The organism is Vibrio sp. 10N.286.51.C3 (assembly GCF_003050065.1).
Lineage (GTDB): Bacteria > Pseudomonadota > Gammaproteobacteria > Enterobacterales > Vibrionaceae > Vibrio > Vibrio crassostreae.
The window spans coordinates 74,753-91,919 of the sequence record NZ_PIGC01000019.1 but is presented as its reverse complement, the minus strand read 5'-3'; the positions used below and the strand labels follow the sequence as shown (position 1 = coordinate 91,919).

Genomic DNA, 17,167 nt, shown 5'->3' with positions numbered 1-17,167 from the left:
TTCCAATTAAACATTTTGGGAATGACGCATGAATAACTATAGAAAAACGTTACTGGCACTGCCCTTGATTATTTTAGCTGGGTGTAATTCAAGCTCCAACTCGGGTAAATCGGCAGGTAACGCGGCGACTAAAGCACAAGTGAAACCTAAGGCGGATTACGTATTTTCGTCAGTGAAATTAGGCAAGTTGTATCAAGAACGAGAAGAGCTTCAAGAGTCAATGAAACTGACCTATGACGGTGTCCAGTATGACCAAATTCAATTTGCTGAAGATATTAGTGATAAGCAAAAAGTAGTAAGGCTTGCGAGCCGTTTAGGTCAAAGTGTTGATCTGTATTTTCCTGATGCAGGGTTTGATAGCTGCGGTATCTACACAGAGAGCAAGGGTTTGGACGTGTTTGATTGCGGCGCCCCGCTCCGCTCTGTTTCTAATGAGACCACGTTAATCCAAACAACAGCGAACAGTGCAAAAGCAGTTGAGCTTGAGTACCAAAATGAGTTGTCGCAATACGTGACGAGCTTGGGTTCGACGATTCTGAGTAACACCAAAAATGGTAATAAGGTCACCATCACCACTTCATTTGCTTTCAATGCCTTTTACCGCGATGTGCTCAACGAGACTGGGGCTGTTGATCGTATTACTTCCACTCTAGGCGCATCAACTTATTCTCAGCTTTTTGATATCGTGAAATTGTATCAAGGCAGTGAGATGACGTTGAAGTTTACCAACCATATTGGTGGAAGTGCCGACGACGATATCAATATGTACACCGGTCGCATGATCCACAATAACAAGATGACGACGATCGTAACGCCTACGGGTTCGGTGTTCTCTGGCGGCACGGACCTGTTTGCTGCAGGTAATCCACGAGTTTTGCAACGCGCTGATACCACCAAAGCTATTGAGCTGAATAAACAGGTGGGTGTGCACAGTTGGGCTGAGGGTGATAAAACGGCTAAAGAATTCCCATACACCAACGAAAGTCATCGCCAACAAGCGACCTATTTCAAAAAGGTGATGGGAGACAAAGGAATCGATTTTTATATCTTCACTTTAGATTCTGCTCCGGCTTCTGGTGAACACTGGGTGACAAAGGCCGACTCAGATAAATACGGCTTCATTACACGTATTGAGTAGCTTTGACTCGCATTAAAAATTAGGTGTGTATGTTGAAAGGTTGGTTGTGCTTTGTCATCACCAGCCTTTTTTGTTCTGGAATTGAAGGCGGTACCGCTTGTAATGCTCATGAATTCAACGAGAAAACATGGATGTGAGTAAAAACCGCATTTATTCGCTAAGTAACAACTAATTTCTGCAGATTTGGTTTTTAGAAAGCACAATCACAGCACTTTTTTGACGATAGTATTTATTATCCGCAACCTTACTGGCCAATAGGTTTCTATAATCTAACGATGTAAGGAGCATGTGAATGACTAATAAGGACGATCATTTATGCAGTTACTGGCAGGCACTCTGACACACTACGCTAATCCCCAAGCACGCCGTGAATTGGAATACTCAAGTGAGCAGCGTGACATTTTAAGTGTCGCGAACTCTCAACAGGCTATTAAAGATATTTCTCAATGGCCAGGTTACTCTGTGACTCCTTTGCATGAACTGAATGCTATCTCTGCTGAGATCGGCGTAAACAAGTTTTGGTATAAAGATGAATCGCAGCGTTTTAGCTTAAAGAGTTTTAAAGCTCTGGGCGGCGCTTATGCGGTGGCTCGTCAGCTTCAGATTGAAATCGCTAATCGCTATGGGAAGAATCCGACCATCAGTGAGCTGCTCAACGGTGAATGGAAATCAGAAGTTGCTGAGATCGTTGTGAGTTGTGCAACTGACGGAAACCATGGCCGTTCAGTGGCATGGGGCGCTCAGATGTTTGGTTGTGGTTGTGTGATTTATATTCACCGCGATGTGTCTGAAGGGCGCAAACAAGCGATGGAAGCGTTCGGTGCAGAAGTAGTTCGCATTACAGGTAATTACGATGAATCGGTTCGTTTGGCTGATTCTGAAGCCAAAGCGAAAAACCGCGTGATTGTGTCGGACACCTCTTATGAAGGTTACATGGAAATCCCGAAGGATGTGGCACTTGGCTACACAGTGATGTTGGCTGAAATTGTCGAGCAATTGGATGGTGAAATCCCAACACATGTTTTCGTACAAGGCGGTGTAGGTGGTTTGGCATCAGCCGTCTGTGGTTACTTCTGGGATTTGTGGGGCGCTGAGCGTCCACGTTTTGTAATCGTAGAACCTGAGCAGGCCAACTGTTTGCAGAAGAGTGCTCAAGCGGGCAAGCCCGTTGTAGTTACCGGCGATCTAGAGACACTGATGGCTGGGCTTGCCTGTGGTGAGGTTTCGAGCTTGGCATGGACGATTCTCCAAAATGGCGCCGATGATTTCATGACGCTGAGTGAAGAGGCGATCCCACAAGCGATGCGCATGTTGGCAAGTGGCGAGCAGACGGAAGCGGCGATAGAAGGGGGCGAATCTGCCGTTCCAGGGTTTGCCGCAGCGATCATCGCTAAGCAAGAGCCGAATTTCGCTGAAAAACTGGATTTAACTCAAGACAGCCGAGTGCTAGTCATTGGTACTGAAGGGGCAACTGACCCGGATCTCTACCAACAAATCATCGACAACAAAATCTAATAACGAAAAGCTCATAGTTAGCAGTTAGCAGTTAGCAGTTAGCAGTTAGCAATTAATAGCTAATCGCGAACAACGAATAATAAAGTAAGCCCCAAAGTTGGCGGTATGTAAGGTTTCTTCATACCGTCTTTTTTTCTCTCTTTTTGACTTCATCTCATGACACGTCTTGCTTTCTAATCGCGCTGCTCATCAATCGGAATAGTCAGCCCGACCTTGACGTTATCCATCACCACATTGGTTTGAAAGCTTTTGATATTGGCATTATCGAAGAAGGCCTCACGAGTAAAATTATCGTACCCCTCCATATCTGCAGCCGTGACGATTAAGATAAAATCAGAGCTGCCTGTGACGTAATAGCATTGCTGCACAGAACGGTTCGAACTCATCTCTTTTTTGAAGTTATGCATCAAATCCACACGTTCACGTTCAAGTGTTACCTGAACGATAAACGTCATTCCGTGACCGACCGCTTTTGGGTTAATCACCGAGACATCAGACTGAATTACCCCTTGTGCTCTCATGCGTTTTAAACGGCGCTGAACGGCAGCAGGAGAGAGCCCGACCTTCTCTGCAATCTTGTCTGATGTTGCTCTATTTGAGTCTTGTACGATGTTGAGGATCTTCTTGTCGAAACTGTCGACCACCAATGCAGGCTGTTGTGTCATACCCATACTTCCCAGTGTCAATTTGTAAATTATTTGTTTCTTTTTTGCCAGTGTGTGATCGAGTTAAAGGTATTTGGCTCCAACAATTAATCACAGAGGATTGAGAACAAAAAATCACTATAACGCAATAAAAATGCGGAATTCCCGCACAATAAGGTATTCGTTTAATGATAATCCTTAAAGTTGTCGGTGCATTATTAACCTTGTGAACGAAATGTAAAGTTCAAAATCACAGAGTTTGAAGTTTATATGATACATGTTGTTAACATTTGTTAAGTGTTGATATTGGCAGCTCAAGGAGTCGGAAAGTATGAAATCTGCAACCGCTACTTTACAGTTTGAATTAGAAAAATTGGCACCAGCAGGACGCGTCGGTGTGATTGCGTTAGCGACAGATTTCAATATTGAGCGTGATTTAAACACGTTGTTTCCAGACGATGTACAGTCGTTCACCAGCCGAGTTCGAAACTATAATCCTTTGACGATAGAGAACCTGCGAAAGATGGAGCCAGGAATCGCTGCTTGCGCTGATACCATCCTTCCGGGTACCGAATTGGATGTGGTGATTTACGCTTGTACTTCCGGCACCGTAGCGATTGGCAGCGAACGAATTACCCAGCTTATTCATCAATCTTGCCCAAATGCAGCAGTAACGAATCCGGTGACTGCGGCCTTAGCGGCTTTCGACTGCTTTAAGTCGAAGCGTATCTCGGTATTAACGCCTTATACCGAAGCCGTGAATCAAGACGTCGCAGCATTTTTTGAATCGCAAGGCATTGAGGTATTGAGCATTGCTGGCTTTGGCTTTGAAGATGACACCGCGATGACGTTCATTGACCCAATGGACATTAAAAGTGCCGCACTACAAGTTTGCGATCCTGAAGCGGATCTTCTTTTTATCTCTTGCACGGCACTGCGTGCAGCATCGGTGATTGAATCCATTGAAGTGGAATTAGATAAGCCCGTTGTTAGCAGCAATCAGGTATTGGCTTGGCATTCGCTTCAGTTGATGAACTACCCCATACCCATAAAAGGTTTCGGTGCACTGCTAGAGCACCATCTTGAGCCAACCTCAGATAATCACCGAAGGTCGCAGTCGTTGTAACAACCTTCGATTAAAGCTGCTCGTTTCGTGTTTACATTCAGCAGTCAAGCTAACTCTACATTTTACGTTAATACAAAGAATGACACTTTGGGACTACTACTATGCCTTCTACTTTCTCGATCAAACCAGACCAACTGTCTTCGCAGCTTATTCAAAGCATGACGGAGTGGCGTCAACATTTACACCGTTTCCCTGAGTGTGGCTTTGACGTGAATCTGACCTCCGATTTCATCGCCGATAAGTTACATAGCTTTGGTATCGAAGTGGTGCGTAACATCGGTAAAACAGGATTAGTTGGGATACTTCGTTCAGGATCGAGTGAAGCGAGCATTGGTCTGAGAGCTGATATGGATGCGCTACATATTCACGAACAAAATAACTTCGCACACTGCTCACAACACGATGGAAAAATGCACGCTTGTGGGCACGATGGACACTCCGCAATGCTGCTCGGCGCTGCAAGCTATTTGGCAGAAAACCTATTGGCAGGGAACCCAACCTTCGATGGCACTGTGTATTTCATTTTTCAACCCGATGAAGAGCACGGTTGTGGCGCGCAAGCGATGATTGATGATGGCTTATTTAAGCGATTCTCGATTGATGAAGTGTATGGAGTTCATAACTTCCCCGGTTTAGCGGAAGGTAAGTTGATGGTTCGCCTCGGATCATTAATGGCCAGTGAAAGTAGCTTTGAGATCACCATCAATGGTGTGGGTGGGCATGCTGCTCTGCCGCATCAAGGTGTTGATCCTTTAGTCGTCGGTTCGCAAGTCATTCTTGGTCTGCAAACCATAGTATCTCGCAACCTTAGTGCGATCCACGACACGGCTGTAGTCTCTGCGACCGAGTTTATTACCGATGGCACGGTTAACGTTATCCCGACCCAAGTAACCATTAAAGGTGACTGCCGCTGCTTCACTGAGTCTTCTCTCGATCGAATCAAACAAAGTATGGAGAGGATTGTGGCTGGCATTTGTCAGGCTGCGGGCGCTACTTACGATTTCGAGTTCATCAATACCTTCTACCCAACCATCAATAGTGAGCAACAAACCCAATACTCGGTTGCCGCCGCGCAGAAAGTGCTTGGCGTAGAGAACGTTAATGACGCCTGCGACCCGCTGACTATTTCGGAAGATTTCTCAAGCATGCTTCGTGTTAAACCGGGCTGTTATGTGCTGTTGGGTAATGGTACAGAATCGGTCGGTGGCTGCGCATTGCACAACCCTGAATATGACTTTAATGACGGCATCTTAAAGCTCGGTGCGAGTTACTGGGTTCAGTTGGTGAACGACCGTTTAACAAGATCAATTTAGAAACACTTATTTAGAAACAATGAATTAAAAGCAGCTCAATTAGAAGTAACAACTCAATTAGAAGCGATAAGTAGAGACACGGATTCAGCAGTGACGCATTTGGCACTGCAAGATGGCAGACTTTAAACGGAGTTTATTGTCGACACTGCCAAAACTGAAGCGCGTGAAGTGACCAAGGTCATCAACGTGTAATTAGGATAATAAAAGGAAAGACAGGATGAAACGATTAGGCGTAGCACTGCTAAGTTTGAGCATGGTTTTTGGCGTTCATGCCGAAACATGGAAGTTTGCTTCAGAAGAGGACAAAACAGACGTTCAAGACATCTATGCGCAAAAATTTGCGGAAGTGATTAAGAAGGAATCTGATGGCGACATCCGTGTCCGCATCTATTACTACGGTCAACTAGGGACAGAAAACGACATCGTAGAATTGGCTGCTAAAGGCACGATTCAATTCGTATCTGTAGGAGCGGGTCACTTAGGATCTTATGTTCCTGAAGTTCAGGCAGTGAGCTTGCCTTATGTACTGGGTACCAATGAAGAAATCACCCATAAGGTGTTAACGGAAAGCCCAACCATCTACAACAAATTGGCACCGAAGTTTGAGAGTGTAAACCTCAAGCTATTGTCGATGATGTCCGAAGGCGAAATGGTTTGGGGCGGTAATAAACCTATCCGTACTCCTGAAGATTTTGCGAACCAGAAAATCCGTACTTTCACTTCAACCATTCCTGTTGAAACCTACAAAGCGTTTGGTGCAACACCTACCCCTCTTTCTTGGGGTGAAGTGTACGGTTCACTGCAACTAAAGACCATTGATAGCATGGTTAACCCTATCTACTTCATCTACAACGCAAAGTGGCATGAGGTTCAAGACTACTTAATGTTCCCAGGTCAGCAACCTTATGTGAGTACCGTTTCGACCAACAGTAAGTGGTACAACGCTTTGTCTGAAGAGAAGCAAGCAATGGTCGACAAAGCAATCAAAGCGGCAGATCAAGCGGCTTACGACTATCAGATCCGCATCAACAAAGAGAACATGGACAAGATCTTGAAAGAGCGTCCAAACATGCAAGTGGTTGTGTTGACGGATGAAGAGCGTGAGCGCTTTAAAACGCTAAGCCAGAAGCTGCACACGACATACTACGACGTAGTGGCGAATGCTTACCCGGCGGGTCAGAAAAGCGAAGCTCGTGAGGGTGCGAAAACCATTCTCGAAGAGATCCTAGGTGAAGTGAAGGCTGCTTCAGCAACGCAATAGAAAGCGTTAGTAAGGATGATAGTTATCCGTTGATATGTGTCAGCGGATAGCTTATCCCAACCTTCTCCAAATAGTGGCAATGGACTCGTGTCACTGAACGAAGTATGGAGCACTGCCTGTTATGAAAGAACTGCTACATAAAATAAGTGTCGCGACAGAAAAGCTAGAGCGCTTTTTGATCATGACTGCCATTCTCGCGATGATGATCAACTCTACGGCCAATGCGATTGGTCGTTACGCCTTCAATAAAAGCCTATTTTTTTCGGAAGAGCTCAATCAGTTTCTGATTGTCTCTGTTACCTTCGTCGGCTTCGCTTATGCGGTGCGCCAAGGTCGAAATATTCGTATGACAGCGGTCTACGATTCATTGAGCACGAAAGCTCAGAAAATTCTCACAACCATCATTGCGTTATTAACAGCAATGCTGATGTTTTATCTCACCTACCATGCGTTCTTTTACGTTAAAGAGCTGAAAGATATCAACCGGTTAAGTCCAGCCTTACAGTTCCCTGTGTATTGGGTGTACGCGATCATTCCGATCGGATTTTTTATCGCGGGATTGCAATACAGCATGAGTTTCTTGATGAACTTACTGCATAAAGAGATTTACGTGTCATTTGACGTGATTGAAAATAGAAATACAAAAGTAGGTGAGTTCGAATGAGCGATGTTGCACAGTTTTTCTCGGACATTATTGCCGGCGAATTAGATATTTATGTCATCACATTTACTCTTGTCTCTGTGATGGTGATTTTGCTGTTTTTGAGCTTCCCTATGATTGTGCCATTAGCGGTTGGGGCGTTGATTGGTTTGATTCATTTCTCTCAGGTTGAGCCGGGAGTGCTGATTCAGCAGATGGTTACGGGTATCTCGCCGAACGCTCTGATTGCGGTGCCGATGTTCATCTTGGCTGCGGATATTATGACGCGTGGTCACACGGCGTATAACCTACTGGGTCTGATTCAAGCTTTTGTAGGACATCTGCGTGGCGGTTTGCCGATTACTACGTGTATCAGCTGTACCTTATTTGGTTCTGTTTCCGGTTCGACCCAAGCGACCGTGGTGTCGGTTGGCCAGATCATGCGTCCGAAGTTGTTGCAAGCAGGCTACAAAGACAGCTTTGTGATGGCGCTGATCATCAATGCCAGTGACATCGCGTTTCTTATTCCGCCGAGTATCGGCTTAATTCTTTACGGCACCTTAGCCAACGCCAGTGTAGGGGAGTTGTTTATTGCTGGTATTGGTCCGGGCTTAGTGCTCGCTAGCCTGTTCTCGTTATACAGCTATGCCTACAGCGTGAAACACAGTGACACCATCTCTTTGGTTGAAAAAGCCAACACCGCAGAACGTATTGAAGCGATAAAGAAAGCGATTCTTCCTCTTGGTTTCCCCGCTTTGATCATCGGTGGTATTTATTCTGGTGTGGTCACTCCTACCGAAGCAGCCTCATTTGCCGTGTTGTATGCAATCATCGTTGAGTGCATTTTTTATCGCAAACTTGGCGTAAAAGACATCTGTGATGCAGCGCTAAATACCGGCTTGATTACCGCGGTTGTGTTTGTGCTTGTGGGTGTCGGTCAGGCGTTCTCTTGGTATATCTCGTTTGAACAAATTCCTCAGGAGTTGCTAGCTCCTCTTAATCTAGAGGACGCCTCACCTGAATACATTCTGTTTGTCATCGCACTGACTTTCTTTGTCGGCTGTATGTTTGTGGATTCGTTAGTGGTCTTGCTGATCTTGACACCGATTTTCATGCCGATTGTTAATGCCGCAGGTATCGATCCAATCTTGGTCGGTGTGATGGTAACGCTGCAAATGGCCATTGGGTCGGCAACACCTCCATTTGGTTGTGACATCTTTACAGCTATCGCGATTTTCGAGCGGCCTTACATGGAAGTGATCCGTGGGGCATTACCGTTTTTCCTTATTTTGATATTGATGTCTGCTTTGCTGATTTTCTTTCCAAGTATCGCTCTGCTACCAAGAGATGTTTTATTCAATTAATCCGTCGAGTTACCCTTATTCAATCAAGGATAGAGATATGAGTATATTGCCATTAACACCTCCGCAGAGAGGGTTTGAATCAGCAGAACTAGAGCAACGTACTGTCGAGTTGCAACAACGTCTTCGCGCGCAAAACATCGATGCTGCGTTTTTCACGACCGAGCCTGAATTCCGTTATTTCAGTGGCTTTAAATCGCAGTTTTGGGAAAGCCCAACTCGACCTTGGTTTTTGGTCGTGCCTGCGGTTGGTAAGCCCATAGCGGTAGTGCCAGAGATCGGTGTCGCTGGCTTTGAAGAAACATGGATTGACGACGTGCGCAGTTGGCCGTCACCAAGGCCTGAAGATGACGGTATCTCTTTGTTAGCTTCTACGCTATCTGAGGTCTCCAAGAGTTCTCGTAGAATCGGTTCGATGATTGGCCCTGAAACACATCTGCGTATGCCTGCTACCAACTATGCGTTGTTACAGCAGAAGCTGAGCCAACACAACGTGGTTGATGTGTCACTGATGATTCGAGACTTACGTAGTGTTAAGTCTCAAGCTGAGATCGATAAAGTACGCTTTGCTTGTCAAGTGACGGCGGCGGGCTTTGAATATCTTCGTCACCATTTAGCGATAGGCATGACAGAACGACAGGCGTGTAAAGCGATGCATTTAGAGATGTTACGTTTGGGTGCCGATGCGTGTCCTTATCTTATTTCCGCGTCCGGCCAAGGTGGGTATGACAACATTATTATGGGACCAACCGACCGTGTACTCAGTGAAGGTGACGTGTTGATCATCGATACGGGGGCTAACTTTGATGGCTACTTTAGCGACTTTGACCGTAATTATGCCTTTGGTCACGCAGCACCTGACACCATTGCGGCTTACGATGCCGTTTATCAATCGACAGAAGCGGGGCTCGCGATTGCTGAACCGGGACGCACCACTGGAGACGTGTGGCAAGCTATGTGGTCGGTACTCGAAAAGAACGGCGCACTCGGCAACGATGTGGGTCGTATGGGGCATGGTTTAGGTATGCAGCTTACAGAGTGGCCATCACATGTGCCTAACGGTGATGTGATCTTAAAACCGGGTATGGTGTTAACACTTGAGCCGGGCATGGCATTTGCGAAAAACCGTATGATGGTACACGAGGAGAACATCGTTATTACCGAATCTGGTTGTGAAATGTTGCACCAAAGAGCCTGGCAGTCTATGCCGATTATCGGCGAATAAACCACAGTTAGTTACTTTGTTAACCCTTCTATTCATCCCAAATTAAGACCGCTATTTGAATAGCGGTTTTTACATTCAACTTTATTCTCAAAATGAGAATTTTCAACTAGATAATCATAACCTTCTGTTAAATATAGTTTTATTTTTCGGCACTATACTTGCTCCATTCCTCTATACACGTTTAAGGCTAGTGAAAGAGGGAACAGAATGAGAAATTGGAATTCAGTCATATTGCCGAGTTGCTTGGTGCCATGTGTCGCGATGGCGTTGACAACCGCAGACCTTACATTTGAATCAGGCTCGGATGCTTCTAACTATTCTGCAAAAGGTAAACCCAACAATACTTATTCGATCGCGGGGTCACTTCCTCAAGATGTTTTAACTAACGTCTATTCGATGTTGCCAGAAGGCACTACCGTGAACAGTGCCTTTATTGCATCTGAGCGTTATTCGAGTATTGATATTGATGATGAGTTGGACGGTGCAGAGTACGCCACAGCCACAATCACTTTCCTGAACGAAGGGGCGGGTTACCGCAACACCCTTGGCTACTTCGTTTTTGATACTGATAACCCTCCAGCAACTAAAGACGATATCAACGCACATGTCGTGGTGTTTCCTAATACGTCGGTTGCTGATGTTGGGGAAATGCAAGAAGGGGACTCTATTGATCTCAGTGTCCAACTTACGGCAGGTCAAACATTAGCCTTTTTTATCATCTCGAATGGTTGGGGCTGGGAAGGATCTTATAACAACATCCCGTGGCTTGGTGGCTGGGGCACACCTTTCTACAGCTATCCATCACTTAACCCTGAGGCGTCAGCTGAAAATAGAAGACACAATGTTGCCTTTCTAGATACAGAGAATGAGTTTTTGGTACTTGGCTTTGAGGATATTTATCGTCCAACTGGAGACAACGACTTTAATGATCTGATTTTCACGGTCGAAGTGACGCCATTTACCGCCGTTGATGGGGTTAATGAAGATGGCACGACAGATTCCAAATATGAAGTGCTTGTTCAAGAGAATAATGAAGATGTGACCGTAACAACGGTTTACCCGAGCTCGAACAGCTACGCAACGATCGCATTCGAAGATAATTGGCCATTGAAAGGTGACTACGACTTCAATGACGTGGTGTGGCGCTACAAAGTGACAGAGCAGCTTAATGGTCAACGAGAACTCAAGAACTTGACCGTAGATTACACCCTTCAAGCAATGGGAGCGGGCTACTCAAATGGTTATGCTGTGAAGCTACCTAACGTTTTACCTGCTAACGTAGCGTCGACAACATTAACTCGTAACGGTGTTGCCGTCGGTCATACGATTTTGCAAGCAGGTGATAGTGAAACGATATTGATGGTCTCTGAGGATTTGAGAGTAGACCTAGAGAATCTTGGTGAACTATCGGAAAGCTGTGTTTTCTACCGAACCCAAAGTGCATGTTCTGGGGTACAAAACGCTGACGTGCTTAACTACCAACTGTACGTGGAATTTACTACAGCAGTATCACGTGATGACATAGGGTACCCACCTTATGACTCATTTATCTTTGGGGCTGATGGTACTTATCACGGTGACTTCGTCGCGACCCCTCCGGGTATGACGTGGCAAACTCACTTAAAAGAGTTTACAGGTACCAGTGATATGAATAACGCCTTGTTCAATAGTCATGATGACAGCTCTTCAGGCTCTGAGTCGTTCAAAACCAGTAATAATATGCCGTGGGTCATCAACATTCGAGACGAATGGGATCACCCTGTAGAACTGGTTGATATCAGTGATGCGTATACGTCATTCCCTACATGGGTAACCAGCAGCGGTGAGACCGATGGTGAATGGTACAAAGCATCGACCACGAACAAAGTTATATCAGCGACGGATGAGTAGGAGAGCACCATGAATAAGATAAGCAAATTAATTACCATGACATCCTTCTCACTCATAATAAGTGCTTGTGGCGGTGGAGGAGGTGGCGGTGGTAACACCAGTGCATCACCTGCGCAGACTCCAGCTGCGACACCAACACCGACGCCCGCTCAATTGCCTGCGTTAGTAATCCAGCCAGCAGCGATCAGTACGTCTGATATCGTGGCGCCTGTCGGTTTCTCATTTGATATTGGGGAGAAGATCAGCTTGTCGATGGATTACACGGGAACGACTTCGGGAGCGCTGCACTTGTATTCCGAGTCGGCATTTGTGATGAGTAACGGTGATGTTGTCGCTGACCCTTTATCGAGAATCACCACGGTGTATCCAACTCAAATCGATGTTGTGGAATTAGAAGTGAATGGGAACTGGGAGCAAATTTACGCTCGTTGGGTGCCGATGAGCAGCAGTGAGAAAGAGCAAAGTTGGGTGATTTCACTGGATCAGTCGAGCAATAGTTACCACTTAGCTTTTTAGTTGAACTAACCACGCTTTATTACCTCGATATTGGTGATAAAAAAATGAGAGCACCTAACTTGATAAAGGTGCTCTCGTCGTATCTGATTTTCATTCTTGCTCTCGATCAATTACGCCATCGCTTCTCCCTTCTTAACCACAAATAACGATGCCTATTCTTTGCATATCACCCATTTCGGCTCAGAAGATAAGTGGTTAAGTTTTGTTCTTATTGAGTAAAAACATTTGACCATTAACTATCACACCTCAAATCTTTAATTCTTTTCGTTAGTGCTCTAAATGATATTTAATTTATTGTTTTATAATGATTTTTGTGCTTTTGAATGCTGTATTGTTACGAGTTTGTTTTAAATAATCATTTGAACCCTAACTAAATTTCTGTCATTTTATATTTAACTGAACGTTCAATAAAAAATAAAAGGACTAAGAAATGCCGAAGGTTGGGATGCCTGACATACGTAAACCACAGCTTGTTCAAGCGACCATGACGGTGATTGATCGAGTCGGTTTGCATGCCGCGAGTATTGCGTTGATCAGCAAAGAAGCGGGAGTCTCTACCGGCATCATTAATCACTATTTTGGTGGTAAGCACGGCCTGCTCGAAGAGACCATGCGTGAAATCCTTCGCCAACTCTCCAACACCATCACGACTTCACTAAAAGCGCTTCCTGTTGATGCTCACCAACAGAGAATTAACGCAATCATCGATGGTAACTTCGAAGGTTACCAAGCAGAAAATAAGGTCGCGAAGGCGTGGTTGGCATTTTGGTCATATTCAATGCATGACGAGCAGCTGAAAAGACTGCAGCGTGTGAATGAAAAACGTTTGATTTCACACTTACGTCTTGAGTTGAAAGGTATTTTGAATCATGAACAAGCGGATCTCGTTGCTCACGGGATTGCGTCTCTGATTGATGGTTTGTGGCTGAGAGGCACACTAAACCCAGATGGTATCGATGCTCAAAAGGCGCGAGCTATCATCAATGATTATCTAGATAAACAACTTACGTTCTACTCGTGTCACAGCAAATAGATCGCAGTGGTAGCGTTAGACCTTGAGCTAGACCAAGAGCAAGAGCTAGAACGACCACTATTTACACCTAATACTCACATATAGACCAGTAGAGTCTAATAACAATAATTAAGTCAGAATCTCAAATGGAAATGAACTCGTTATACATCGATGGCGCAGCGGTTAAAGCAACCTCTGGTGAAACCTTTGATAGCATTAACCCTGCAAACGGTGAACCTATCGCGACGTTAGGCCAAGCATCTTCCGCGGATGTCGACAGTGCTATTGAATCTGCGAAGCGCGGATTTGCGGTATGGTCAGCAATGACTGCTGTGGAACGTAGCCGTATTCTTTTGAAGGCTGTGGAAATACTTAGAGCTCGAAATGATGACCTTGCAAACCTTGAGGTTGTTGATACGGGCAAGCCGCTGCAAGAAGCAATTGAAGTGGACGTGGCGTCTGGCGCTGATGTTATTGAATACTTTGCTGGCCTTGCTCCCACGCTACAAGGCGACCAACAGCCGCTGAGCGAATCTCAATTTTTCTACACACGCCGTGAACCGCTGGGCATCTGTGCTGGCATTGGCGCATGGAACTACCCAATTCAAATCGCGATGTGGAAATCGGCTCCGGCATTGGCCGCGGGTAACGCGATGATTTTCAAACCTTCAGAAGAAACGCCGTTAACGGCGCTCAAGCTTGCAGAAATCTTTACTGAAGCTGGTCTTCCTGATGGCGTGTTTAACGTGGTTCAGGGCGATTACCGTGTTGGGCAAATGCTAACGGGGCACCCAGACATCGCGAAAGTGTCGTTCACGGGCGAAACCGGTACCGGTAAAGCGGTAATGGCAGATAGCGCTAAGACGCTGAAATCAGTCACCATGGAACTTGGTGGCAAGTCACCAATGATCGTGTTTGATGATGCGAAATTGGATGATGCGGTTTCCGCTTCGATGGTTGCTAACTTCTACACCCAAGGCGAAGTGTGCACCAACGGTACTCGTGTTTATGTACACGAAAACATCTACAACGCATTCATCGATCAACTTAAAACACGCACTGAGAAGCTGATCATTGGTAACCCAATGGACATGGAGACTCAGATCGGCGCGTTGATTTCGAAAGAACACCTTTCAAAAGTCCTTGAAGCAATTGAGCTAGCTAAGCAGTCGGGTGCAACCCTGCTGACGGGCGGCTATCGAGTGACGGACAACGGCCTTGAAAACGGTAACTTTGTTATCCCAACCGTGTTTGTGGATTGCGAAGACAACATGCCTCACGTTCAACAAGAGATCTTCGGCCCTGTAATGTCAGTGTTGAAGTTTACGGACGAAGACGACGTGATTCGCCGCGCTAACGACACCAAATATGGCCTTGCGGCTGGCGTGTTCACGCAAAACCTTTCTCGTGCTCACCGTGTTATTCATCAAATGCAGGCGGGTATTTGTTGGGTTAATACATGGGGTGATTCACCTGCAGAAATGCCTGTTGGTGGCTACAAACTTTCAGGGGTTGGCCGCGAAAACGGGCCAGAGACTCTACTCCACTATACGCAGACTAAGAGCATTCTTATTGAACTTGGCGACTACGCCAGCCCTTATGCCTAACGCGTAACACTCAATTTTATGGGTTAGCTTAACAGAGCTAGCCCTACTGACTCATCTCAGGGAAATTAAAACATGGAACAACGCTACGATTATATTATCGTCGGCGCGGGTTCGGCCGGCTGTGTGTTAGCGGATAGGCTAACGGAAAGCGGTGAACATAGCGTTTTACTACTGGAAGCTGGTGGTACGGACAAGAGTATTTTTATCCAAATGCCAACCGCGCTTTCTTACCCAATGAATACTGAAAAGTACGCTTGGCAATTTGAAACAGAGAAAGAACCGGGCCTTGATGGACGTGAACTGCACTGCCCACGTGGCAAAGTGTTAGGCGGCAGCTCATCGATCAACGGTATGGTTTATGTTCGTGGCCACGCGTGTGATTTTGACCAATGGGAAGAAGAGGGAGCAGCGGGTTGGAACTACCAAGCATGTCTGCCTTACTTCCGCCGCGCTGAGTCATGGAACAAAGGCGGTGATGAATACCGTGGTGACAATGGCCCTGTCGGCACTTGTAACGGTAACGATATGGAGCTCAACCCGCTTTACCAAGCGTTCATAGATGCAGGTAAAGACGCCGGTTATCCAGAAACCAACGATTATAACGGCTACCAGCAAGAAGGCTTCGGCACCATGCATATGACGGTAGACAAGGGTGTTAGAGCCTCAACCTCTAACGCTTATCTACGTCGAGCATTGAAGCGTTCAAACCTGACCTTGAAGAAAGGTATCGTGGCGCGTCGTTTCTTACTTGAAGCACAAGACGCACAAGACCAGTCATCAAAAGGCCAATCGGGCTTGAAAGCCGTCGGTGTCGAGTTTGAAAAGTCAGGAAATACCCAGGTGGCTGTGGCGAACAAAGAAGTGATCTCTTCTGCGGGTTCTATCGGTTCTGTTCAACTGCTGCAGCTTTCTGGTATCGGCCCGAAAGCGGTGCTTGAAAAGGCTGGCGTTGAGCTGAAACACGAACTGAGCGGTGTCGGTGAAAACCTCCAAGATCACTTAGAAGTGTACTTCCAATATCACTGCAACGAACCCATCACGCTCAACAGCAAGCTTGGTTTGGTCAGCAAGGGCATGATTGGCGCGGAATGGATTCTGACTCGCAAAGGCCTTGGTGCTACTAACCACTTTGAATCGTGCGCGTTCATTCGTTCTCGCAAAGGATTGAAGTGGCCGAATATTCAATATCACTTCCTGCCAGCCGCGATGCGTTACGACGGACAAGCGGCCTTTGATGGTCACGGTTTCCAAGTACACGTTGGGCCTAACAAGCCAGAGAGTCGCGGTACGGTTGCGATCACTTCCGCTGATCCGCATGCCAAGCCAGAGATCATTTTCAACTACATCTCGACTGCGCAAGATCGTCAAGATTGGCGCGATTGTATTCGTTTGACGCGTGAGATTTTGTCTCAACCTGCGATGGATGTGTACCGAGGCAAAGAGATTCAGCCGGGTCTGAATATTACTTCCGATGAAGCAATTGATGAATGGGTTAAGCAGAACGTTGAAAGTGCTTATCACCCTTCATGTGGCTGCAAAATGGGCGCTGATGATGACCCAATGGCGGTGCTTGATGAAGAGTGTCGGGTTCGCGGTATCGACAGCTTACGTGTTGTCGACTCATCGGTTTTCCCAATCATTCCAAACGGTAATTTGAACGCCCCGACCATTATGGTTGCCGAGCGTGCTTCCGATTTGATTTTGGGTAAGCCAATGCTCAAATCGCAGGACGTTCCAGTGTGGATTGCACCTGAGTGGCAAGAGAAGCAAAGAATAAATAAACCAGTAAGAGAAGCGTAAGCCTCTGTTATTATTTCAAAAATAGAAAATAGTTCAAAAATAGAAAAAGCAAAAAGTAACAACAAAAATTAGTCAAAAGTCAGAAGAACTGCTCTCTATCGGTGTTGATATCGAGCAGA

General features: G+C 45.9%; 14 protein-coding genes. 13 read left to right on the top strand and 1 reads right to left on the bottom strand.

From position 1 onward, the window contains the following. The first annotated feature begins 28 nt into the window (after positions 1-28). Together CWO27_RS18845 and CWO27_RS18840 are read left to right on the top strand one after the other, a co-directional pair. Positions 29-1,138, top strand: a complete 1,110-nt coding sequence (locus tag CWO27_RS18845) for an alpha/beta hydrolase (RefSeq protein ID WP_102432483.1) — start codon at positions 29-31, stop codon at positions 1,136-1,138. A 315-nt stretch (positions 1,139-1,453) separates the two neighbouring features. After that, on the top strand, positions 1,454-2,653 hold the full coding sequence (locus tag CWO27_RS18840) for a diaminopropionate ammonia-lyase (RefSeq protein WP_102478421.1): 1,200 nt from the start codon (positions 1,454-1,456) through the stop codon (positions 2,651-2,653). Between the two features lie 173 nt (positions 2,654-2,826). Here CWO27_RS18840 and CWO27_RS18835 read toward each other — a convergent pair whose 3' ends face one another. Further along, complete coding sequence (locus CWO27_RS18835; RefSeq protein WP_102478422.1) at positions 2,827-3,318, bottom strand: Lrp/AsnC family transcriptional regulator; 492 nt, start codon at positions 3,316-3,318, stop codon at positions 2,827-2,829. A gap of 310 nt (positions 3,319-3,628) precedes the next feature. Between CWO27_RS18835 and CWO27_RS18830 the strand changes: the two genes are divergently transcribed. The 11 genes from CWO27_RS18830 to betA all read left to right on the top strand — a co-directional run bounded on the left by CWO27_RS18830 (position 3,629) and on the right by betA (position 17,048). Further along, on the top strand, positions 3,629-4,423 hold the full coding sequence (locus CWO27_RS18830) for a maleate cis-trans isomerase family protein (RefSeq protein ID WP_102478420.1): 795 nt from the start codon (positions 3,629-3,631) through the stop codon (positions 4,421-4,423). A 101-nt stretch (positions 4,424-4,524) separates the two neighbouring features. Then, a complete protein-coding gene (locus tag CWO27_RS18825) occupies positions 4,525-5,736 on the top strand; it encodes a M20 aminoacylase family protein (RefSeq protein WP_107899373.1) in 1,212 nt (403 codons plus the stop codon). Between the two features lie 217 nt (positions 5,737-5,953). Continuing rightward, complete coding sequence (locus CWO27_RS18820; protein WP_102432479.1) at positions 5,954-6,997, top strand: TRAP transporter substrate-binding protein; 1,044 nt, start codon at positions 5,954-5,956, stop codon at positions 6,995-6,997. A gap of 121 nt (positions 6,998-7,118) precedes the next feature. Further along, positions 7,119-7,661, top strand: a complete 543-nt coding sequence (locus tag CWO27_RS18815) for a TRAP transporter small permease (RefSeq protein ID WP_102432478.1) — start codon at positions 7,119-7,121, stop codon at positions 7,659-7,661. Next, entirely contained in the window at positions 7,658-9,001 is a 1,344-nt protein-coding gene (locus CWO27_RS18810) for a TRAP transporter large permease (protein WP_102478417.1), read from the top strand. Before CWO27_RS18815 ends, CWO27_RS18810 begins: the two co-directional genes overlap by 4 nt. Positions 9,002-9,038: 37 nt before the next feature. Beyond that, the gene (locus CWO27_RS18805; RefSeq protein WP_102478416.1) at positions 9,039-10,223 is read left to right on the top strand and encodes a M24 family metallopeptidase; all 1,185 of its coding nucleotides are present in this window, start codon (positions 9,039-9,041) and stop codon (positions 10,221-10,223) included. 207 nt (positions 10,224-10,430) lie between these two features. After that, positions 10,431-12,113 (top strand): LruC domain-containing protein, encoded by a 1,683-nt coding sequence (locus CWO27_RS18800; RefSeq protein WP_107899372.1) that lies wholly within the window; start codon positions 10,431-10,433, stop codon positions 12,111-12,113. Between the two features lie 9 nt (positions 12,114-12,122). Continuing rightward, positions 12,123-12,629 (top strand): hypothetical protein, encoded by a 507-nt coding sequence (locus CWO27_RS18795; RefSeq protein ID WP_102432474.1) that lies wholly within the window; start codon positions 12,123-12,125, stop codon positions 12,627-12,629. Positions 12,630-13,059: 430 nt separating this feature from the next. Next, the gene (betI, locus tag CWO27_RS18790; RefSeq protein ID WP_004732441.1) at positions 13,060-13,662 is read left to right on the top strand and encodes a transcriptional regulator BetI; all 603 of its coding nucleotides are present in this window, start codon (positions 13,060-13,062) and stop codon (positions 13,660-13,662) included. A gap of 125 nt (positions 13,663-13,787) precedes the next feature. Continuing rightward, positions 13,788-15,248 carry a betaine-aldehyde dehydrogenase gene (betB, locus tag CWO27_RS18785; protein ID WP_107899371.1) on the top strand — a complete coding sequence of 487 codons (1,461 nt, stop codon included), beginning with the start codon at positions 13,788-13,790 and terminating at the stop codon, positions 15,246-15,248. Positions 15,249-15,320: 72 nt separating this feature from the next. Further along, positions 15,321-17,048 (top strand): choline dehydrogenase, encoded by a 1,728-nt coding sequence (gene betA, locus CWO27_RS18780; protein ID WP_107899370.1) that lies wholly within the window; start codon positions 15,321-15,323, stop codon positions 17,046-17,048. Positions 17,049-17,167 lie beyond the last annotated feature (119 nt).